The organism is Pseudomonas sp. UBA6315 (assembly GCF_002438125.1).
Lineage (GTDB): Bacteria > Pseudomonadota > Gammaproteobacteria > Pseudomonadales > Pseudomonadaceae > Aquipseudomonas > Aquipseudomonas faucium.
The window spans coordinates 1-20604 of record NZ_DJTF01000100.1; the positions used below are offsets into that span (position 1 = coordinate 1).

At 64.7% G+C, this 20604-nt stretch carries 21 protein-coding genes and 1 pseudogene; 12 read left to right on the plus strand and 10 right to left on the minus strand.

The window, feature by feature from the left end:
- From B3E94_RS12925 to B3E94_RS12965, 9 genes are all read left to right on the plus strand, one after another.
- Positions 1–375, plus strand: a 375-nt coding sequence (locus tag B3E94_RS12925) for a penicillin-binding transpeptidase domain-containing protein (protein WP_286913800.1), incomplete at its 5' end; no start/stop codon positions are given.
- Between the two features lie 38 nt (positions 376–413).
- Positions 414–1517 (plus strand): rod shape-determining protein RodA, encoded by a 1104-nt coding sequence (rodA, locus tag B3E94_RS12930; protein ID WP_176513755.1) that lies wholly within the window; start codon positions 414–416, stop codon positions 1515–1517.
- A gap of 17 nt (positions 1518–1534) precedes the next feature.
- Positions 1535–2545 carry a lytic murein transglycosylase B gene (gene mltB, locus B3E94_RS12935; protein WP_176513744.1) on the plus strand — a complete coding sequence of 337 codons (1011 nt, stop codon included), beginning with the start codon at positions 1535–1537 and terminating at the stop codon, positions 2543–2545.
- Positions 2545–3546: a septal ring lytic transglycosylase RlpA family protein gene (locus tag B3E94_RS12940; protein WP_286913801.1), complete on the plus strand. Its 1002-nt coding sequence runs from the start codon at positions 2545–2547 to the stop codon at positions 3544–3546. The genes mltB and B3E94_RS12940 overlap by 1 nt, the downstream gene beginning before the upstream one ends.
- 291 nt (positions 3547–3837) lie before the next feature.
- A complete protein-coding gene (locus B3E94_RS12945) occupies positions 3838–4998 on the plus strand; it encodes a D-alanyl-D-alanine carboxypeptidase family protein (protein ID WP_016393472.1) in 1161 nt (386 codons plus the stop codon).
- 74 nt (positions 4999–5072) lie between these two features.
- A complete protein-coding gene (locus tag B3E94_RS12950; protein ID WP_008100495.1) occupies positions 5073–5348 on the plus strand; it encodes a DUF493 domain-containing protein in 276 nt (91 codons plus the stop codon).
- Positions 5348–5995 (plus strand): lipoyl(octanoyl) transferase LipB, encoded by a 648-nt coding sequence (gene lipB / locus B3E94_RS12955; protein WP_286913802.1) that lies wholly within the window; start codon positions 5348–5350, stop codon positions 5993–5995. Before B3E94_RS12950 ends, lipB begins: the two co-directional genes overlap by 1 nt.
- 2 nt (positions 5996–5997) lie before the next feature.
- Positions 5998–7014: a lipoyl synthase gene (gene lipA / locus B3E94_RS12960; RefSeq protein ID WP_236193699.1), complete on the plus strand. Its 1017-nt coding sequence runs from the start codon at positions 5998–6000 to the stop codon at positions 7012–7014.
- Between the two features lie 134 nt (positions 7015–7148).
- Positions 7149–8087: a S66 peptidase family protein gene (locus B3E94_RS12965; RefSeq protein WP_286913803.1), complete on the plus strand. Its 939-nt coding sequence runs from the start codon at positions 7149–7151 to the stop codon at positions 8085–8087.
- A 127-nt stretch (positions 8088–8214) separates the two neighbouring features.
- Here the strand turns inward: B3E94_RS12965 and B3E94_RS12970 are convergent, their stop codons facing one another.
- From B3E94_RS12970 to leuS, 5 genes are all read right to left on the minus strand, one after another.
- A complete protein-coding gene (locus B3E94_RS12970; RefSeq protein ID WP_176514839.1) occupies positions 8215–9531 on the minus strand; it encodes a lytic murein transglycosylase in 1317 nt (438 codons plus the stop codon).
- 60 nt (positions 9532–9591) lie between these two features.
- Positions 9592–9756, minus strand: a complete 165-nt coding sequence (arfA, locus tag B3E94_RS12975; protein ID WP_003257578.1) for an alternative ribosome rescue factor ArfA — start codon at positions 9754–9756, stop codon at positions 9592–9594.
- A 190-nt stretch (positions 9757–9946) separates the two neighbouring features.
- A complete protein-coding gene (gene holA / locus B3E94_RS12980; protein WP_236237784.1) occupies positions 9947–10984 on the minus strand; it encodes a DNA polymerase III subunit delta in 1038 nt (345 codons plus the stop codon).
- 37 nt (positions 10985–11021) lie between these two features.
- Positions 11022–11627 (minus strand): LPS assembly lipoprotein LptE, encoded by a 606-nt coding sequence (lptE, locus tag B3E94_RS12985; protein ID WP_286913805.1) that lies wholly within the window; start codon positions 11625–11627, stop codon positions 11022–11024.
- A gap of 61 nt (positions 11628–11688) precedes the next feature.
- Positions 11689–14295, minus strand: a complete 2607-nt coding sequence (gene leuS, locus B3E94_RS12990) for a leucine--tRNA ligase (protein ID WP_176514833.1) — start codon at positions 14293–14295, stop codon at positions 11689–11691.
- A gap of 227 nt (positions 14296–14522) precedes the next feature.
- Between leuS and B3E94_RS12995 the strand changes: the two genes are divergently transcribed.
- Positions 14523–14837: a hypothetical protein gene (locus tag B3E94_RS12995; protein WP_176514831.1), complete on the plus strand. Its 315-nt coding sequence runs from the start codon at positions 14523–14525 to the stop codon at positions 14835–14837.
- Between the two features lie 133 nt (positions 14838–14970).
- Complete coding sequence (locus B3E94_RS13000; RefSeq protein ID WP_286913807.1) at positions 14971–15732, plus strand: YdcF family protein; 762 nt, start codon at positions 14971–14973, stop codon at positions 15730–15732.
- Positions 15733–15822: 90 nt separating this feature from the next.
- On the opposite strand, the gene lnt is transcribed toward B3E94_RS13000, so the two are convergent.
- Genes lnt through B3E94_RS13020 form a run of 4 tightly spaced genes read right to left on the minus strand, consistent with a single transcriptional unit; the run spans position 15823 to position 19678 of the window.
- Complete coding sequence (lnt, locus tag B3E94_RS13005) at positions 15823–17340, minus strand: apolipoprotein N-acyltransferase (RefSeq protein ID WP_286913808.1); 1518 nt, start codon at positions 17338–17340, stop codon at positions 15823–15825.
- An 8-nt stretch (positions 17341–17348) separates the two neighbouring features.
- Positions 17349–18188: an HlyC/CorC family transporter gene (locus tag B3E94_RS13010; RefSeq protein ID WP_027917759.1), complete on the minus strand. Its 840-nt coding sequence runs from the start codon at positions 18186–18188 to the stop codon at positions 17349–17351.
- A 25-nt stretch (positions 18189–18213) separates the two neighbouring features.
- The gene (gene ybeY, locus B3E94_RS13015; protein ID WP_286913809.1) at positions 18214–18687 is read right to left on the minus strand and encodes an rRNA maturation RNase YbeY; all 474 of its coding nucleotides are present in this window, start codon (positions 18685–18687) and stop codon (positions 18214–18216) included.
- Positions 18680–19678, minus strand: a complete 999-nt coding sequence (locus B3E94_RS13020; RefSeq protein ID WP_176514823.1) for a PhoH family protein — start codon at positions 19676–19678, stop codon at positions 18680–18682. The genes ybeY and B3E94_RS13020 overlap by 8 nt, the downstream gene beginning before the upstream one ends.
- A gap of 146 nt (positions 19679–19824) precedes the next feature.
- Here B3E94_RS13020 and B3E94_RS13025 point away from each other — a divergent pair.
- Positions 19825–20139, plus strand: a pseudogene (locus B3E94_RS13025) (DUF1820 family protein).
- Here the strand turns inward: B3E94_RS13025 and B3E94_RS13030 are convergent.
- The coding region (locus B3E94_RS13030; protein ID WP_286913811.1) for a tetratricopeptide repeat protein at positions 20140–20604 on the minus strand (465 nt) is incomplete at its 5' end. It lies immediately after the preceding pseudogene.

A 20604-nucleotide genomic window follows, 5' to 3' on the forward strand; every position in this document is an offset into this window, starting at 1 on the left:
TGGGCCAAGGTCACCCACGGCATGGAGCAGGTGATGCACAACGCCCGGGGTACCGCGCGCAAGGCCGCGGCCGGCGCCCAGTACCGCATTGCCGGCAAGAGCGGTACCGCCCAGGTGGTGGCGATCAAGCAAGGCGAGAAGTACGACCGCAACAAACTTCAGGAGCGCCACCGCGACCACGCCCTGTTCGTCGCCTTCGCCCCCGCCGACGATCCGAAGATCGTGGTGTCGGTGATGGTCGAGAACGGCGAATCCGGGTCCGGCGTCGCTGCCCCCGTGGTGCGACAGATCATGGACGCCTGGCTGCTCGATGAGCACGGCCGGCTCAAGCCAGAATTCGCGCCTGCCACCGTCGCCCAGGAAACGGCCCCGTGAAGAACAATTTCGATCGCATGCTCTCCAGCGAGGACGTGATGCGTCGGCGCGCGAGCTTTCTGCAGCGCATCCACATCGACGGCCCGTTGCTGGTCATCCTGCTGACCCTCGCGGCCGGCAGCCTGTTCGTGCTGTATTCGGCCAGTGGCAAGAACTGGGACCTGCTGCTCAAGCAGGCCACCTCGTTCGGCATCGGCCTGGTGTCGATGTTCGTCATCGCCCAGCTCGAGCCGCGCTTCATGGCCCGCTGGGTGCCGTTGGCCTACCTGGCCGGGGTGTTCCTGCTGATCGTGGTGGACGTCATGGGCCACAACGCCATGGGCGCCACGCGCTGGATCAACATCCCCGGGGTGATCCGCTTCCAGCCCTCCGAGTTCATGAAGATCATCATGCCGGCGACGATCGCCTGGTACCTGTCCAAGCGCACCTTGCCGCCACAGCTCAAGCACGTGGCCATCAGCCTGGTGCTGATCGGCATGCCGTTCATCCTCATCGTCCGCCAGCCCGACCTGGGTACCGCGTTGCTGATTCTCGCCTCCGGGGCCTTCGTGCTGTTCATGGGCGGCCTGCGCTGGCGCTGGATCATCAGCGTGCTGGCGGCGGCGGTGCCGGTGGCGGTGGCCATGTGGTTCTTCGTGATGCACGACTACCAGAAGCAGCGCGTGCTGACCTTCCTCGACCCGGAAAGCGACCCGCTGGGCACCGGCTGGAACATCATCCAGTCCAAGGCGGCGATCGGCTCCGGCGGGGTGTTCGGCAAGGGCTGGCTGCTGGGCACCCAGTCGCACCTGGACTTTTTGCCGGAAAGCCACACCGACTTCATCATCGCCGTGCTCGGCGAGGAGTTCGGCCTGGTCGGCATCTGCCTGCTGCTGATCGTCTACCTGCTGCTGATCGGCCGCGGGCTGATGATCACAGCCCAGGCCCAGACGCTTTACGGCAAGCTGCTGGCGGGCAGCTTGACCATGACCTTCTTTGTGTACGTGTTCGTCAATATCGGTATGGTCAGCGGCCTTCTGCCCGTGGTGGGCGTGCCGCTGCCCTTCATCAGCTATGGCGGAACTTCGTTGGTGACGCTGCTGTCAGCGTTTGGCGTTCTGATGTCGATCCATACGCACCGCAAATGGATCGCACAGGTTTGAATAAGGTGAAGAATTTCATGCAAGCAGTGCGTAACTGGGCTGCCCGTTGTGCGCCGTGGATCGGCGCGGTGGGCCTGTTCAGCGCTGTCCAGCAAGCCCATGCCGGCGACTACGACAACTCGCCCCAGGTGGCCGAGTTCGTCAGCGAGATGGCTCGCGACTACGGTTTTGCCAGCGAACAATTGACCGGGGTGTTCCGCGAGGTGCATCGCAAGCAGTCGATCCTCGACGCCATTTCGCGCCCCGCCGAGCGGGTCAAGCCGTGGAAGGACTACCGGCCGATGTTCATCACCGACGCGCGCATCGCCCGCGGGGTGGACTTCTGGCGCCAGCACGAGGCGGTACTGGCCCGTGCCGAGCAGGAATACGGCGTGCCGGCGCAGTACATCGTCTCGATCATCGGCGTGGAGACCTTCTTCGGCCGCAATACCGGCAACTACCGGGTCATCGATGCCCTGTCGACCCTGGGCTTCGACTACCCGCCGCGCGCCGACTTCTTCCGCAAGGAACTGCGCGAGTACCTGCTGCTGGCACGCGACGAGCAACTCGACCCGCTCACGCTCAAGGGCTCCTATGCCGGTGCCATGGGCTTGCCGCAGTTCATGCCGAGCAGTTTTCGCAACTACGCCGTGGATTTCGACGGCGACGGCCATATCAACATCTGGAACAACCCCGACGATGCCATCGGCAGCGTCGCCAACTACTTCAAGCGCCACGGCTGGCTGGCCGGCCAGCCAGTGGTCAGCCGCGCCGATGTCAGCGGCGCACGGGCCGACGAGGGCCTGACCACCGGTATCGAGCCGACCCGCACGGCCGGGGAGTTGCGGGCGCTGGGCTGGTCGAGTCATGATGCGTTGCGCGATGATCTGCCGGTTACCGCCTTCCGCCTGGAGGGCGACAACGGCCCCGAGTACTGGATGGGCCTGAAGAACTTCTACGCGATCACGCGCTACAACCGCAGCGTGATGTATGCCATGGCGGTGCATCAGCTCGCTGAACAGCTGGTCCAAGCACGGGGCGTCAAGTAATGCGCGCAATCTTCTCTGCCAACACCTTCAAGCTGCTGACCTGCATGGCCGTCGGCATGCTGCTGGTCAGCTGTTCGTCCAGCCGCCCGACCACCAAGGCCAGCGGCAATGCCGTGCGCTCGCAGCCGGGCCTGGACATCAACCGCGCCCACAAGGACGGTGCGCCGTGGTGGGACGTGGACGTCAACAAGATCCCCGATGCCACCCCGACCGTGCACAACGGTGCCTACAAGGCCAACCCGTACACGGTGCTGGGCAAGACCTACTACCCGATGCAGGACTCGCGCAGCTATCGCGCCGAGGGCACGGCCTCGTGGTACGGCACCAAGTTCCATGGCCAGAACACCGCCAACGGCGAGCTGTATGACCTGTACGGCATGAGCGCGGCGCACAAGACCCTGCCGCTGCCGGCCTACGTGCGGGTGACCAACCTGGCCAACGGGCGCAGCGTGATCCTGCGGGTCAATGACCGTGGCCCGTTCTACTCCGACCGCATCATCGACCTGTCCTATGCCGCCGCCAAGAAGCTCGGCTATGCCGAGATCGGCACCGCCCACGTGCGCGTCGAAGGCATCGACCCGCAGCAATGGTGGGCCCAGCGCGGCCAGCAGCCGCCGCTGGTGCTGAAGGAACCGCAGGTGGCGCAGACCCAGGCGATTCCGGCCACCACCGGGCGCGTCGAGCAATGGACGCCGCCGCCGCAGCAGCATGCGGCGCCGGTGGTGCCGGTGCAGGTGGGCGGCGCCAATGTGCCGGGTGCCAACGGCGGCAGCTTCCTCCAGGTGGGCGCCTTCGCCAACCCGGACGCCGCCGAATTGCTGCGCTCCAAGCTCAGCACCATGGTCAGCGCGCCGGTATTCATCAGCTCCATCGTGCGTAACCAGCAGACCCTGCACCGGGTGCGCCTGGGGCCGATCAACAGCCAGGGCGAGATCCAGCAGGCGCAGGACAGCATCCGCCTGGCGAACCTTGGGCAGGCCAAGCTGGTCACAGCTGACTGACAATGGCGCTGCTGTGTCATGTAGGAGCGGCCTTGCGTCGCGAAAGGGCCGCAAAGCGGCCCCGATTTATGCCTTATCGCGCAGAGTACCGGGGCTGCTGTGCAGCCCTTTCGCGACGCAAGGCCGCTCCTACAGGTTTTGTCATGAATTGCCGGGCCCGGCCATGTACAATGCCAGCTTTTGCGCGTTGCGCCGGGCTGCACTGCAGCCACTAAAACTAGACTGACTGGCGCTGGGCACACGATGTGGCCCAGGGAACATCTCAGACCATTAGCGATTTTCGAGAGACGGATGAACATCACCAACCTTGCCAAACGACTTTGCCTGCCTGTCCTGCTGATGATCACGCCCGCCGCCTTCGCGGCCGAGCAAATGATGCCGGCACCACCGCAACTGGCAGCCAAGTCCTACGTACTCATGGACGCGTCCAGCGGCAACGTGCTGGTCGAGAACAACGGTGACGAGCGCCTGCCGCCGGCCAGCCTGACCAAGCTGATGACCGCCTACATCGCCACCCTGGACATCCGTCGTGGCCAGATCGGCGAGAACGACCCGGTCACCGTCAGCGAAAACGCCTGGCGCACCGGTGGTTCGCGCATGTTCATCAAGGTGGGCAGCCAGGTCACCGTCAGCGACCTGCTGCACGGCATCATCATCCAGTCGGGCAACGACGCATCGGTGGCCCTGTCCGAGCACATCGCCGGCAGCGAAGACGCCTTCGCCGACATGATGAACAAGACGGCCGCCGACCTTGGCATGTCCAACAGCCACTTCATGAACCCGACCGGCCTGCCGAACCCGGATCACTACTCGTCGGCCCACGACATGGCGCTGCTGGCCCGTGCCATCATCGACGTCGACCCGGCGCACTATGCGATCTACTCGCAGAAAGAGTTCTTCTGGAACAACATCAAGCAGCCGAACCGCAACCTGCTGCTGTGGCGTGACAAGACCGTCGATGGCCTGAAGACCGGCCACACCGACGAAGCCGGCTACTGCATGGTGGCTTCGGCTGTACGCGACGGCCAGCGCCTGATCGCCGTGGTGTTCGGCACCAACAGCGAGCAGTCCCGTGCTGCCGAGACCCAGAAGCTGCTGACCTATGGCTTCCGCTTCTTCGAAACCCAGACCTTCTACCAGAAGGGCACCGAGCTGACCCAGGCACCGGTCTGGAAGGGCGCGACCAGCATCGTCAAGGCGGGCCTGGCCAACGACCTGACCATGACTATGCCTAAAGGCCAATTGAAGCGCCTGCAGGCTTCGATGACCATGAACCCGCAGCTCACCGCTCCGATCGCCAAAGGTGACGTGATCGGCAAGGTGGAAGTCAAACTGGACGAGAACGTGGTTCACAGCGCCGACCTGATCGCCCTTGATGGTGTCGAGGAAGGTGGTTTCATCCGTCGTATGTGGGATAGCATCCGTCTATTCTTCTACGGGTTGTTCAACTGATACGTGACCTGCCACGCCCCCGCTGATCTTGCGGGGGCGTTGTTGTTGCCACGGCTTACGAGGCCGTTTCCGCCATGAGCGAACCTGACGTCAAGTCGCACAAAATCGAATTCCCCTGCGCCGATTACCCGATCAAGGTCATCGGTGACACCGTGGTGGGCTTCAAGGACATGGTGATCGAAGTCCTGAGCAAGCACGCCAAGGTCGACCTTTCCACCCTGGCCGAGCGCCAGAGCAAGGAAGGCAAGTACACCACCGTGCAATTGCACATCGTTGCCGAAAGCGAGAACCAACTGCACGATATCAACAGCGCCCTGCGCGCGACCGGCATCGTGAAAATGGTGCTCTGATGTCCCTTTGCCTCGGTATTCGCGAGCTTGGCCTGCAGCCCTATGAACCGGTGCTGGAGGCCATGCGTCGCTTCACCGAGCAGCGTAGCCCGGACAGCCAGGATGAAATCTGGCTGGTCGAGCACCCCGCGGTCTTCACCCAGGGCCAGGCCGGCAAGGCCGAGCACCTGCTGGTGCCGGGCGATATCCCGGTGGTGCAGACCGACCGCGGCGGCCAGGTGACCTACCATGGCCCCGGCCAGCTGGTTGCCTACCTGCTGCTGGACGTGCGCCGCCTGGGCTTTGGTGTGCGCGAACTGGTCAGCCGTATCGAGCAGACCCTGATCGACCTGCTGGCCAGCTACGGCGTCCAGGCGGCGGCCAAGCCCGATGCGCCGGGTGTCTACGTCGATGGAGCGAAGATCGCCTCCCTCGGCCTGCGAATCCGCAATGGCCGTTCTTTCCACGGCCTTGCTCTGAACGTGGACATGGACCTTGCGCCATTCCGCCGAATCAACCCCTGCGGGTATGCGGGGCTGGCCATGACCCAGCTGCGTGACCTGGCAGGCCCGATCGAACTCGACGAGGTCAGGACAAGGCTGCGCGGACAGCTGGTCAAGCACCTCGACTACGCTGAGCAGACGACCCTCACGGGCGGAATCGACTGAATATGACAACTGTGCAAGAAGCCGTGCCGAACCTGATACCTACCCAGGATGCCACCCCGCGCCCAGCGCCGAAGAAGGTGGAAGCTGGGGTCAAGCTGCGTGGCGCCGAAAAGGTCGCGCGCATCCCGGTGAAGATCATCCCCACCGATGAACTGCCGAAGAAACCGGACTGGATCCGCGTGCGAATCCCGGTTTCCCCGGAGGTCGACCGCATCAAGCAGCTGCTGCGCAAGCACAAGCTGCACAGCGTGTGCGAAGAAGCCTCCTGCCCGAACCTGGGCGAGTGCTTCTCCGGTGGCACCGCGACCTTCATGATCATGGGTGACATCTGCACCCGTCGCTGCCCGTTCTGCGACGTCGGCCACGGCCGGCCGAAGCCGCTGGACCTGGACGAGCCGAAGAACCTGGCCGTGGCCATCGCCGACCTGCGCCTGAAGTACGTGGTGATCACCTCGGTGGACCGCGACGACCTGCGTGACGGCGGTGCCCAGCACTTTGCCGACTGCATCCGCGAAATCCGCGCGCTGTCGCCGGGCGTGCAGCTCGAAACCCTGGTGCCGGACTACCGCGGCCGCATGGACGTGGCGCTGGAAATCACCGCCCAAGAGCCGCCGGATGTGTTCAACCACAACCTGGAAACCGTACCGCGCCTGTACAAGGCCGCGCGCCCGGGTTCCGACTACGACTGGTCGCTGGACCTGTTGCAGAAGTTCAAGCAGCTGGTGCCGCACGTGCCGACCAAGTCGGGCCTGATGCTCGGCCTGGGCGAGACCGACGAGGAAGTGATCGAAGTGATGCAGCGCATGCGCGAGCACGACATCGACATGCTGACCCTCGGCCAGTACCTGCAGCCGTCGCGCAGCCACCTGCCGGTGCAGCGCTTCGTGCACCCGGACACCTTCGCCTGGTTCGCCGAGGAAGGTTACAAGATGGGCTTCAAGAACGTCGCTTCCGGCCCGCTGGTGCGTTCGTCCTACCACGCTGACCAGCAAGCCCACGAGGCCAAGATCAAGCTCTGATCCTGGTTCGAGTGGCCGATGCCGATGTGCGCCGCAAGGCGGCATCGGCATTTTTGTTAGGGCCTCGTTCCCACTGTGTCGGAATCGCTTCCGTCTGCATATTGGGCGGCCTTCTACCTGCAAGGAGTTGCACGATGAATTCCCCTGAAAGCATCGGAGCGCGCTTGCCAGCCGCGCTGCCGGGCGATGCCTGCTTTGCCATCGTTGCCCCGGCCGGGCCGGCGCGGCTGGATGCGCAGAAGGCCAGCCAGTGGTTCGCCGAGCGCGGTTACCGTTGCCGTCTCTATCCCAGCGTCGAGCAGGCCCAGGGTTATCTGGCCGGCACTGACCAGCAGCGGCTGGATGACCTGCACGCTGCCTTCGCCGACCCGGCCGTCGATGCCATCCTGTGCATGCGCGGCGGCTATGGCAGCATGCGCTTGCTCGACAAGCTCGACTTCGAGCTGATTCGCCGCCACCCCAAGCCGCTGATCGGCTACAGCGACATCACCGCATTGCACACGGCCATCTACCGGCATACCGGCTTGCTGACCTTCCATGGGGGCATGCTCAATGCCGACCTGCTGGGCGCCAAGCTGCAACCGACCGAGTCTTCGCTGCTGGCGCAATTGACGGGGCGGGTGGGGGAGGGTGACCAGATTGCCCATCCTGGCGAATTTGCCTTGAGCTGCGTGGTACCGGGTGTGGCCAGTGGGCGGTTGCTGGGCGGCAATCTGTCGATGCTGGGGGCGACCCTGGGTACGCTGGCCGAGATCGACACGCAAGGCAGCATCCTGTTCATCGAGGACGTCAACGAGCCGCTGTACCGGGTGGACCGCCTGCTGACCCAGATGCGCCTGGCGGGCAAGCTCGAAGGCGTGAGGGGCGTGCTGGTGGGGGATTTTGCCGGGATCACCGTGGCGGCGATGACGCCGTTGCTGCAGGAGGTGTTCGGGCCGTTGGGCGTGCCGGTGCTGGCCGGGTGGCGCAGTGGGCATTGTGATCCGAATGTGTGCTTGCCGCTGGGGGCCAGGGTGAGACTGGATAGCCAAGCACGGAGCCTGGTGTTGGCTCAGGGGTTGTTCAAGGCTTGAGATCGCTGGGGCCGCTTTGCGGCCCATCGCCGGCAAGCCAGCTCCTACAGGTAGCGCAGCCCTCGAGCCAGCGCAGAACCTGTGGGAGCCGGCTTGCCGGCGATGGCGTGCGCAGCGCGCCCAGTTTTCACCGTTGGCGCAGGCTATCAAGCAGCTTGTGCGTCGGATACCCATCCGCCGGCCACCCCAGCCCTTGCTGGGCATTGCGGATCGCCTTGCGGGTGTTGGCGCCGATGATGCCATCCGGGTTGCCCGCATCATGCCCGCTGGCGTTCAGCAGGTTCTGCAGTTCCATGCGCTCGCTGCGGCTCAGCGGCAAGTCTTCCTTCGGCCAGTTGCCGGCAATGAACCCCCAGCCCGAGAAGCGATCGCCCAGCAAGCTCACCGCCAACGCATAGGACGACGAGTTGTTGTACTTGAGGATCGCGCGGAAGTTGTCCAGCACCAGGAACGCCGGGCCACGGGCGCCCGCCGGCAGCAGCAGGGCGGCAGACAGCTCGTTGCTGCCAGCCGGCAACTGCGTGCCCGCCGGCAGCTTCACGCCCAGCTGCAGCCACTCGCTGACCGGTTTGCGCAGCGAGCCATCGGCCAGCCAGTAGTCGAAACCTTGCGGCACCTGCACTTCGAAGCCCCATGGCTGGCCGCGTTTCCAGCCCGAGCTCTGCAGGTAGTGGGCCGTCGAGGCCAAGGCATCGGGCGTGCTGTTCCAGATATCGCGGCGGCCATCGCCGTCGAAATCCACCGCATGGGTGTTGTAGGTGGTCGGGATGAACTGGGTCTGGCCCATGGCCCCGGCCCACGAGCCGCGCATGGCTTCAGGCTGGATGTCGCCGTGCTGGATGATCTGCAAGGCGGCGATCAGCTGGTCCTGGGCGAACTGCGGGCGGCGCCCCTCGTAGGCCAGGGTGGCCAGCGAACGGATCACCGACTTGTTGCCCTGGAACTGGCCGAAGTTGCTCTCCATGCCCCACACCGACACCAGCACCTGGCGGTCGACGCCATAGCGTTGCTCGATGCGCGAAAGCAGCTCGGCGTTCTGCTCCAGCAGGCGTTTGCCGTTGCGCACGCGCAGCGGTGACAGCGCGCCATCGAGGTATTCCCACACCGGGCGGGTGAATTCGGGCTGGCTGCGGTCGGCCTTGATCACGTCCATGTCCGGCGTGACGCCAATGAACGCGCGGTCGAAGGTGCTGGCCGAGATGCCGGCCTGCAGCGCTTGCTGGCGGAAGCCAGCCTGCCATTGGGCAAAGGTCTGCAATGGCTGGATTTCGGTGCTGACGTCGGGCGTGGCGCTAGGCAGGGTCACTACCGGCGTGGGCTGGGCAGGCGCCAGCGGCAGGGCGTCGGCGGCGGTGGGTTTTTCCGCGCAGGCGACGAGCAGGATGAAGCTGGAGGCCGCGATGAGCTGGCGGGATTTCCAACGGGGGAGGAGGCTGAAGGGCATGCACAGATCCAGAATTTCAGGTCAGGTGCCGACCATATCATGCCTGCGCTTGCGATGCTTTCATGCGGCCAAAAAGTAAGAAGCCTCCCAATCTCTCGATTGGAAGGCTTCGCGGCGGTAGCTGCCTTTGCCCTTGTTCGGTTGTTCCTGGCGGCAGCGGAACAGCGGTTGGGCGATAATCGACTTGGCCTTGTTGGGGCCGTGCTTTTTCGGCTTTTTGCTCATGGCGGGGTTCCTGCTTGAGGGATGGGTTGCGCGGCGGACTGTAGGCCGGTAGCGGGGGCAGGGCCAATTGATTGTGTTTATGGCTCAGGGCCCTATCGCCGGCAAGCCGGCTCCCACAGGTTAACCACAATGCTCAGGCCCTGTGCTACCCCTGTGGGAGCCGGCTTGCCGGCGATAGGGCCCTTGAATGTTACTCGGGTGGCAAGACCAGGCGTTGGCCGGCCATCAGCAGCGACAAGCGCGACAGGCCAGTCCACGGCGACCCTTCGGCCTGCCCCTTGATCTGCGCATCGATGCGCTGGGCATCTTGCAGCAGCTGCGCCCAGCGCTGCGCCGAGAGGCGCTGCAGGGCCTTGCTCACCAGCGGCCTGCGCTTGTCCCACACCGGTGGCCGGGCCTGGCTGAAGGCCTTGTCCAGTGGCACCCCCTGGCTGAACTGCTGGGCCAGGCCCGCCAGCAGGCGCAGTTCACGGGCCAGTGCCCAGAGGATGACCGGCGGCTCCACCCCTTCGCCGCGCAAGCCTTCGAGCATGCGCAGGGCATGGGCGGCCTCGCCATTGAGAATGGCATCGACCAGGCCGAAGACATCGAAGCGGGCGCTGTCGGCCACGGCGGCCTGCACCGTTTCCACGGTGATCTGGCTGCCTTCGGCCAGCAACTTGAGCTTTTCGATCTCCTGGGCCGCGGCCAGCAGGTTGCCTTCGACTCGCGCCGCGATCAGGTCGACCGCATCGCGCTGCGCAGACAAACCGGCCTGGGCCAGGCGCTGGTTGATCCACTGCGGCAGCTGCTGGGCGTCCACCGGCCAGATCTGGATGAACTGGCAGTGTGCGCCCTCGATCAGCGCCTTGCCCCACTTGGTCTTTTGCGCACTGCCATCGAGCTTGGGCAGGCTGACCAGCAGCACGGTGTCCTCAGCGGGGCGTGCGCAGTATTCCATGAGGGCTGCAGCGCCCTTGTCGCCAGGCTTGCCCGAAGGCAGGCGCAGCTCCAGTAGGCGGCGCTGGGCAAACAGCGACAGGCTGGCGCCGGCCTGGAGCAAGGTGCCCCAGTCGAAGTTGGCGTCGGCACTGAACACCTGGCGTTCATCGAAGCCTTGCTGGCGCGCGGCATTGCGGATGGCGTCAGCGGCTTCCTGGCACAGCAGCGGGTCGTCGCCGCTGACCACGTAGACCGGGGCCAGTGCGCCTTGCAGGTGCTTGTTGAGTTGGGCGGGGGCGAGTTTCATGGGAAACGGACGGGGCACCGAAGTGCCCCGTGCGGGCTTAGCGGCCCGGGATTTCCAGTGGCGACTGCTGCGGCGTTTCCGCCTGTTGGCGGCGCGCAGCTTCCAGTGCGTCGGCTTCGGCCTTGGCACGTTCGTCAGCCTTGCGCTGCAGCTCGTCGAGCTGAGTCGGGGACAGGTTCTGCAGGCGGGCCATCATCGACTGCACCAGTTCGCGGCGCATTTCCACGCGGGCCTGGCTGGCTTCCTGGTCGGAACCGGTGATGTTGCCACCGTCGCGCACGTAGATCTTGCGCACTTCAACCTTGTCGCTCAGCAGCTCCAGGTTGTTCAGGCCCAGGATGCTGTAGTTGAGGGTGGTGGTGAGTTCGTATTCAGCAGTACGGCTGCCGCCGCTGTAGCTCGCCGAACGCTGGTTTTCCTGCTCGTTGGTGAGCTCCAGGCGGTAAGGCGCGCCGGTGTGCACGTTGACGCCGCTGCGCTCGAGTGCCTGACGCAGCTGGACCACGGTCTGGCCGTAGGCATTGCGCGCGCCGACGTCCATTTCCTTGACGCTCAGCTCGTTGGTACCGGTGCCGCGCAGCTGGAAACCGCAGGCGCTGAGCATGACAGCCAGGCCCATTACCAGCAGATTGCGTTTGATCATGTTGTTGCTCCCTTGTGGGCCGATACCGCCCACCCGCACTGGCTGCGGGTGGGCGTTGCCATCAGTTGGCGACGATGTTGACCAGTTTGCCCGGAACCACGATGACCTTGCGGATGGTCAGGCCATCGATGAAGCGCAGGACATTCTCGTTGCTGCGGGCAGCGGCTTCGACTTCCTCGCGGCTGGCTGCGGCAGGCATCTCGACCTGGCCGCGCAGTTTACCGTTGACCTGGACGACCAGGGTAATGGTGTCCTGCACCAGCGCTTGTTCGTCGACGCTCGGCCAGGCGGCATCGATCACCGACTCGGCGTGGCCCAGTTGCTGCCACAGCTCGTGGCTGATGTGCGGGGTGATCGGCGCCAGCAGCAGGGTAACGGCCTCCAGGCCTTCCTGCAGCAGGGCACGGTCTTGCGCGGTGGCCTGCGGAGCCTTTTCCAGCACGTTCATCACGGTCATCACCTGGGCGATGGCGGTGTTGAACTTGTGGAACTGGCCGACATCGGTGCTGGCCTGCTTGATCGCGGCGTGGATCGCACGGCGGATGGCTTTCTGCTCGTCGCTCAGCGCGGCGATGTCCAGCTGGCCTGGCAGGCCCTGGCTGACGTGGCCCTGGGCCAGGCGCCAGACGCGGCGCAGGAAGCGGCTGGCACCTTCGACGCCGGAGTCGGACCATTCCAGGCTCATGTCGGGCGGCGAGGCGAACATCATGAACAGGCGGCAGGTGTCGGCACCGTAGGCCTCGATCATCGACTGCGGGTCGACGCCGTTGTTCTTGGACTTCGACATCTTCTCGGTGCCGCCGATTTCCACCGGCAGGCCGTCGGTCTTCAGGCGTGCGCCGATGATCTTGGCCTTGGCATCACGCTCGATCTCGACGTCGGCCGGGTTGAACCAGTCCTTGCCGCCATTGCTGGCAACGCGGTAGTAGGTCTCGGCGACCACCATGCCCTGGGTCAGCAGGTTCTTGAACGGCTCGTTGGAGGTGACCAAGCCTTCGTCGCGCATTAGCTTGTGGAAGAAGCGCGCGTACAGCAGGTGCAGGATGGCGTGCTCGATGCCGCCAATGTACTGGTCCACAGGCAGCCAGTGGTTGGCAGCTTTCGGATCGACCAGGCCCTTGTCGTAGTTCGGCGAGGCGTAGCGGGCGAAGTACCAGGACGACTCGACGAAGGTGTCCATGGTGTCGGTTTCACGCTTGGCCGCCGTGCCGCATTTCGGGCAGGTGCACTCGTAGAACTCGGGCATGCGCGCCAGCGGCGAGCCGGCACCGTCCGGTACCACGTTCTCTGGCAGGGTGACCGGCAGCTGGTCTTCCGGCACCGGCACATCGCCGCAGGACGGGCAGTGGATGATCGGAATCGGGCAGCCCCAGTAGCGCTGGCGGCTGATGCCCCAGTCGCGCAGGCGGAACTGGGTGCGCGACTTGCCCAGTTCCTTGCGGATCAGGGCGGCTTCGATGGCGTCGAAGGCGCCGGCGAAGTCCAGGCCGTCGAACTCGCCGGAGTTGATCAGCTGGCCGTGCTCGCCGTAGGCCGCCAGCCACTCGCTGCCGACTTCGTCGCCAACGCTGGTGCGCACCACTGCCTTGACCGGCAGGTTGTACTTGTGGGCGAACTCGAAGTCGCGCTCGTCATGGGCAGGCACGGCCATCACGGCGCCGTCGCCGTAGTGCATCAGCACGTAGTTGGCGACCCACACCGGCAGCTTCTCGCCGGTCAGCGGGTGCTCGACCAGCAGGGAAGTGGCCATGCCCTTCTTCTCCTGGGTGGCCATGTCGGCCTCGGCAACGCTGCCGCTCTTGCACTCGTCGATGAACGCCTGCAGCGCCGGGTTGCCCTGGGCGGCCTGGGTGGCCAGCGGGTGTTCCGCGGCGACGGCGACGTAGGTCGCGCCCATCAGGGTGTCGGGGCGGGTGGTGAATACCTTGAGGGTGCCTTCGTGGCCGATGCTCGCCTGGTCGTAGGGGAACTGCACTTCCATGCCGCGCGACTTGCCGATCCAGTTGCGCTGCATGGTCTTGACCTGCTCAGGCCAGCCCGGCAGCTCGTCGAGGCTTTCCAGCAGCTCGTCGGCGTAGTCGGTGATGCGGAAGTAGTACATCGGGATTTCGCGCTTCTCGATCAGCGCGCCCGAACGCCAGCCACGGCCGTCGATGACCTGTTCGTTGGCCAGTACGGTCTGGTCGGCCGGGTCCCAGTTCACGGTCCCGTTCTTGCGGTAGATGATGCCTTTCTCGAACAGGCGGGTGAACAGCCACTGTTCCCAGCGGTAGTAGTCCGGCTTGCAGGTGGTGACTTCACGTGCCCAGTCGATGGCCAGGCCCAGGCTCTTGAGCTGGGTCTTCATGTAGTCGATGTTTTCGTATGTCCACTTGGCCGGGGCGACGTTGTTTTTCATCGCCGCGTTTTCCGCGGGCATGCCGAAGGCGTCCCAGCCCATCGGCTGCAGGACGTTCTTGCCCAGCATGCGCTGGTAACGGGCAATCACGTCGCCGATGGTGTAGTTGCGAACGTGGCCCATGTGTAGCTTGCCGCTCGGGTACGGGAACATCGATAGGCAATAGTAGGTGTCTTTGCCTGGCTGTTCGGTAACAGCGAACGATTGTTGCTCGTCCCAGAACTTCTGGGCGGCGGCTTCGATATCACGGGGCGTGTATTGTTCGTGCATGGCTACTTTTGGCTGAGAGAGAAGAGACCTTGTTCCAGGCAGCGGAACCTCGCTGCGTCCGGCACTCCGGTGTCATGAGGGTGAACGCCTAAGCATACAGCAGCGCCGCGCGTCGTGGGAAACCCTGATTGCGAATGGCCGCTGGTCGCTGCATCCGGCTGCTTTTCATAGCGCCGCTAAGCTCATGTGTGGGGGGAGATATTCTTTATCTTCAATGAGGTGAACGGATGGGAGAGACGCAGCTACCCGCAATCAAACCGGAGCTTTACGAACGCCTGATCGACCGTCTTGGCCTGGCACTGGAAGTTGCCAGAACGTCGGTGCGATTACGCGACGAGATGCCAGCCGAGCTGGAGTTGCGCGGTCTTAGCCACGCAGAGTTCGAAGTGATCAAGGCTTACCTGGAGTCCCTCCCGGAACGCCGCAATGCCTGCGCCGGAATATACCCGCAAGCGGAACCGAGCTCGGCAAAGATCATCTGGCTCAAGGACAAGAAACGCCCCGCCAGTACGGCGAGATCCAGGACGCTGCCGCATCGCTAGCCGTTCAGGACGCCAGGCGCAGGCCATCGCGCGCCGGTTCTTCGACAACACTTCTCATGATCGGCGCCGGCCGCGCACTTGTTGGCTGGCGTCGATCCTCTTAGGCTGCATGCCTTCCATGGAGGTGTAGCCGATGCCCATCAAGTTCTTCGTCAAACAATGGCTGATGCCGCCTGGCGTCCTCTTTCTGCTGTTGCTGCTCGCCTGGTGGCTGCGGGTGCGGCGCCCGGGGCTGGCGGCGGTGTGCTTCGCGCTGGGCCTGGGCGGTTTGTGGCTGATGAGCCTGCCGCTGGTGATGCAGAAGGCCGCCAGCCTGCTGGAGAGCGAGCCTGCCTTGCCGGTGAACGAATGGGCGGGCCTGGCGAGCAGGGCGGACGCGATCGTCGTGCTGGGCGCCGGGCGCGAGCGTGGCGACCCGGGTTGGGGTGGCGCCGACCAGCCCACCGCCACAGCGCTGGAGCGCATGCGCTTTGCGGCGACGCTGGCCAAGGCCTCGGGTTTGCCGGTGCTGACCAGCGGCGGGCTGCACTACGGCACCCCGCCTAGCGAGGCGCAGCTGATGGCAGAGCGGCTGCGTGAGGATTTCGCGGTCGAGGTCAAATGGCAGGAAGGCGCCAGCCGTACCACCTGGGAAAACGCCCGGCTCAGTGCCGATCTGTTGCTGGCGCAAGGGGTTCGCCGAGTCGTGGTGGTGACCCAGGCCTGGCACATGCAGCGTGCGCGCTGGAGCTTCGAACGGGCGGGTTTCGAGGTGGTGCCGGCGCCGATGGGCTTCCTTGGGCGCGAGCATGCGCGGCCGTTCGCAGGGTTGCTGCCGGAGAGCCGGGCGATGTGGCAGAGCAGCCAGTTGCTCAATGAAGCGGTGGGGTTGGTGGGGTATCGGTTGTTCTACTGAACTTTGTATCGTTCTGCCGACCGCTTCGCGGGGCAAGCCCGCTCCCACAGGCAATGCATGTGTGGGAGCGGGCGTGCCCCGCGAACGGGCCTATACGGTCTTGGCGATCCGCCCCGCCAGCAGCGCCCACCCCAGCAGCAGCACGCAGACGATCGCCAGCGGCCACGAGCGCCACTGCAGATACGGCGTCAGCTGCTGCATCGGCACCACCTCGCCATACAGGATCCCGCGCTGGAACTGCGGGATCTCTGCAGTAATCCGCCCAAACGGGTCGATCAACGCGGTCACGCCGTTGTTGGTCGCGCGGATCATCCAGCGGCCAGCTTCCAGCGCCCGCATCTGCGCCATCTGCAGGTGCTGCAGCGGGCCGATCGAGGTGCCGAACCAGGTGTCGTTGCTGATCGTCAGCAGCAGGTCGCTGCGTGCGGCCAGGCCTGCGGCGAACTCGGGGTAGACCACTTCGTAGCAGATGTACGGGGCAATCTGGTAACCCTTGGCCTGCAGCAGCGGCTGGTCTTCAGGGCCGCGGGCAAAGTCCGACATCGGCAGGTTGAAGAACTCGATCAGGCCGCGGAGCATGTCCTGCAGCGGCACATATTCGCCGAACGGCACCAGCTTCTGCTTGAGGTAGGTGCCGTCGCCTTCGCCGGTCACGGTCACGCCGTTGTAGTAGCGGCGCTGGTGGTGCACCTCTTCGCGCACCGGCACGCCGGTGATCAGCGCCGAGTGACGATCGGCGGCCAGGCGGCCCATCACGTCGATGTAGCCCTGGGCCTGGTCCTTGAGGATCGGCACCGCCGTTTCCGGCCACACCAGCAAGTCCACGGGCTTGGCAGTGAAGGTCATGTCGCGGTACAGCGCCAGTTGCGCATCGATGTGCGCCGGGTCCCATTTCAGCTCCTGCTCGACGTTACCCTGCAGCGCCGCGACCTTGAGCGGGTCGCCGGCGGGCTTGGTCCAGGCGTGCCCTTTAAGGGCCATGCCGGCGGCCCAGGGGGCCAGCAGCAGGACGATGCCGATGGCCAGGAATGAGCGGCGCTCACGCAGGCGGTGCAGGTTGCACAGCAGCGCGGCGGTCAAGGCCAGGGTAAACGAGACCAACCATACGCCGCCCAGCGGCGCCAGGCCCGCCAGGGGGCCGTCCAGCTGGCTGTAACCGGCGTAGAGCCAAGGGAAGCCGGTGAGGAACCAGCCGCGGAAGGCTTCTTGCACCAGCCACAAGGCCGCGAAGCACAAGGCGTCGGCCAGTGGCGCCTCGTTGCGCCGCAACCAGCGCGCCCAGAGCCACGTGGGCAAGGCGAAGAACCAGGCAAGGGCGGCGAAGAACGCCAGCAGCAGCACGATGGCCAACAGCGGCGAAGCGCCGCCGTAGGTGTTCATGCTGACGTAGATCCACCAGGTGCCGGCGCCATACAGGCCGAAGCCGAAGCACCAGCCGCGCCACATGGCCTGGCGCGGGCTGAGCTCGCGCAGACCGAGGTAGAGCACGGCGATGGACAGCAAGGCCAGCGGCCAGATGTCGAAGGGCGCCAGGGCCAGAAGGGTAGATGCGCCGGCCGCCAAGGCCAGCAGGTTACCGGGCCAGCCGGGGCGGGTGATCCAACGCATGTTTGTCCTTAGCGGGTGATCGGGGTCAGGCGCAGCAAGTGTATCCGCCGGCTGTCGGCATTGAGAATACGGAACTTGTAGGCGCCGATCTCGGTGGTTTCGTTGCGCTTGGGCAGGTGGCCGAAGGCGCTCATCACCAGGCCGCCCACGGTGTCGAACTCATCGTCCGAGAACTCGCTGTCGAAGAACTCGTTGAAGTTGTCGATCGGCGTCAGTGCCTTGACCAGGAAATCGCCGCTTGGCAGCGGCTTGATGTAGCTGTCTTCCTCGACGTCATGCTCGTCCTCGATGTCGCCGACGATCTGTTCGAGCACGTCTTCGATGGTCACCAGGCCCGCCACGCCGCCGTACTCGTCGATGACGATGGCCATGTGGTTGTGGTTGGCGCGGAACTCGCGCAGCAGCACGTTCAGGCGCTTGGACTCCGGCACGAAGGTGGCCGGGCGCAGCAGATCCTTGATGTTGAAGCTGTCGCCGTTCTCCTTGAGGATCAGCGGCAGCAGGTCCTTGGCCAGCAGGATCCCGAGCACATCGTCATGGCTTTCGCCGATCACCGGGTAGCGCGAGTGCGCGGCGTCGATCACCGCCGGCAGGAACTCGCGAGGCGACTGGGTAGCCTTGATGCTGATCATCTGCGAGCGCGGCACCATGATGTCGCGTACCTGCAGGTCGGCGACCTGGATGGCTCCTTCGACGATGGTCAGCGCTTCGCTGTCGAGCAGCTTGTTCTGATGGGCTTCGCGCAGCAGCTCCAGCAGCTCCTGGCGGTTTTTCGGCTCATGGGCAAAAGCCTGGGTCAGTTTACCCAGCCAGGACTTCTGCCCGTTGCTCGATCGATCTTCGCTCATGGCGGTTCTCGTGATCCTTGGTGTATCAGTGTGTGATTGAGTCGGTTTCATCGTCGGCATACGGGTCGGGATGACCCAGTTCTGCCAGCAATTCCCGTTCCAGCGCTTCCATCTCTTCGGCCTCATCGTCTTCGATGTGGTCGTAGCCGAGCAGGTGCAGGCAGCCGTGGATGACCAGGTGCGCCCAGTGTGCCTCCAGCGCCTTGCCCTGTTCGGCAGCCTCGCGCTCGACCACCGGTACGCAGATCACCAGGTCGCCCAGCAGCGGGATATCGAGCAGCTCGTCGGGCACGTCGGCCGGGAACGACAGCACATTGGTCGCGTAGTCCTTGTGCCGGTAGGTGCGGTTGAGCTCGCGGCCCTCGGCTTCATCGACCAGGCGAATGGTCATTTCCGAGTCGGCGCTGCGCTGGCGCAAGGCCAGCTCGCACCAGCGGCGGAAGGCGGCATCATCCGGCGCGGCGGCGTCGGTGGCCCGTTGCAGGTCAAGTTCAAGCATCTTTGCTGCTGACCTCGGGCTTGGCCTGGCGGGCTTCGAAGCGGTCGTAGGCTTCGACGATGCGCTGCACCAGAGGGTGACGGACCACGTCCTTGGGCTGGAAGTGGGTGAAGCTGATCCCCGGAACGTCCTTGAGCACCTCGATCACGTGGGCCAGGCCCGACTTGGTGCCGCGCGGCAGGTCGACCTGAGTGATGTCACCGGTGATCACCGCCGTGGAGCCGAAGCCGATACGGGTGAGGAACATCTTCATCTGCTCGAGCGTGGTGTTCTGGCTCTCGTCGAGGATGATGAAGCTGTTGTTCAGGGTGCGCCCGCGCATGTAGGCCAGCGGGGCGATTTCGATGACCTGGCGCTCGATCAGCTTGGCCACGTGCTCGAAGCCCAGCATCTCGTACAGCGCGTCGTACAGCGGGCGCAGGTACGGGTCGATCTTCTGGGCCAGGTCGCCGGGCAGGAAGCCAAGCTTCTCGCCAGCCTCGACGGCCGGGCGCACCAGCAGGATGCGGCGCACCTGCTCGCGTTCCAGGGCATCCACGGCGCAGGCCACGGCCAGGTAGGTCTTGCCGGTACCGGCCGGGCCAATGCCGAAGTTGATGTCGTTGGCGAGGATTTCCTTGACGTAGCGCTGCTGGTTGGCCCCGCGCGGGCGAATGTTGCCCTTGCGCGTGCGCAGCGAGACGCTGACCTCGTTGACGGCCGGGTTGTCGATGTTCTCGACGGCCGACTCCTGCAGGTACAGGTGCACGGTTTCCGGCGACAGCTCGGTGGCCTTGGCCTCGCGGTAGAGGCGGCGCAGCAGTTGCTCGGCAGCAGAGGTGGTCTTGGGTTCGCCGATCAGCTCGAATTGATTGCCGCGGTTGCGGATCTCGATAGCCAGGCGTTGTTCGATCAGGCGCAGGTGCTCGTCGAACTGGCCGCACAAGTTGGCGAAACGGTGGGCCTCGAAAGGTTCGAGGATGAAACGATGGGGTTCTATGGGTGCGTTCAAGGTCGTTTTTAGCCGCTCGACGGCAATGAAGGTGAACTCAAGAATAACCCCTGAAGGGCAGGGGCGAAAGCACTGAAACGTTCAACGGTCGGTACAGGGCTGTCTGCTATGATGCGCGCCTTTTCTTACGCATGTGTTATCCCAAGATGAGCAAACGCGAACCCGCCATCTATAAAGTGATCTTCCTCAACCAGGGGCAGGTCTTCGAGATGTATGCCAAGCAGATCTACCAGAGCGACCTGTGGGGCTTCCTGGAAATCGAGGAGTAGCGCACCCAGGTGGTGGTCGACCCCAGCGAGGAGCGGCTGAAGAACCAGTTCGAGGGCGTGATCCGCAGCTTCGTGCCGATGCACGCGATCGTGCGCATCGACGAGGTGGAGCGCCTGGGCACGGCGAAGATCAGCGAGGCCAAGGGTGGCGGCAATGTCATGCCGTTCCCGATGCCAATGCCGGAGAAGTGATCAGGGGAGGGGCGAGAACGGCGTGCGCCCTTCGGCGTTCTGCAGTTCCAGCAGGTATTTGCGGAAGATCTGGCCAAGCACCTGGGTGGCATGCTCCAGCTCGTCGCGGGGCATCTGCTCGGTGACTTCGTCGGCCATGTCCAGCGCATCCTCGGCGCCGTTGACCGCGGCCATCTTCAGCAGGATGTAGGCCTGCACGTTGTTGGCCTTGACCCCCTCGCCATGGAAGAACATGGCACCGAGGCGGTACTGGGCGTCGGCGTGGCCTTGCAGCGAGGCTTTTTCGAACCAGTCCAGGGCCTTTTTCAGGTCTTTGGGCGTTTGCGTGTAGTAGTACTCACCCAGTTCGTACTGCGCCTGGGCGTCCCCGGTCGCCGCCGTCTGCTCGCAAGCCTTGAGGGCGTTTTCCTGGTCTTCTGGCTGAACGTTGAGCGTGCAGCGCCCCGTTGCCGGAATCAGCAACGA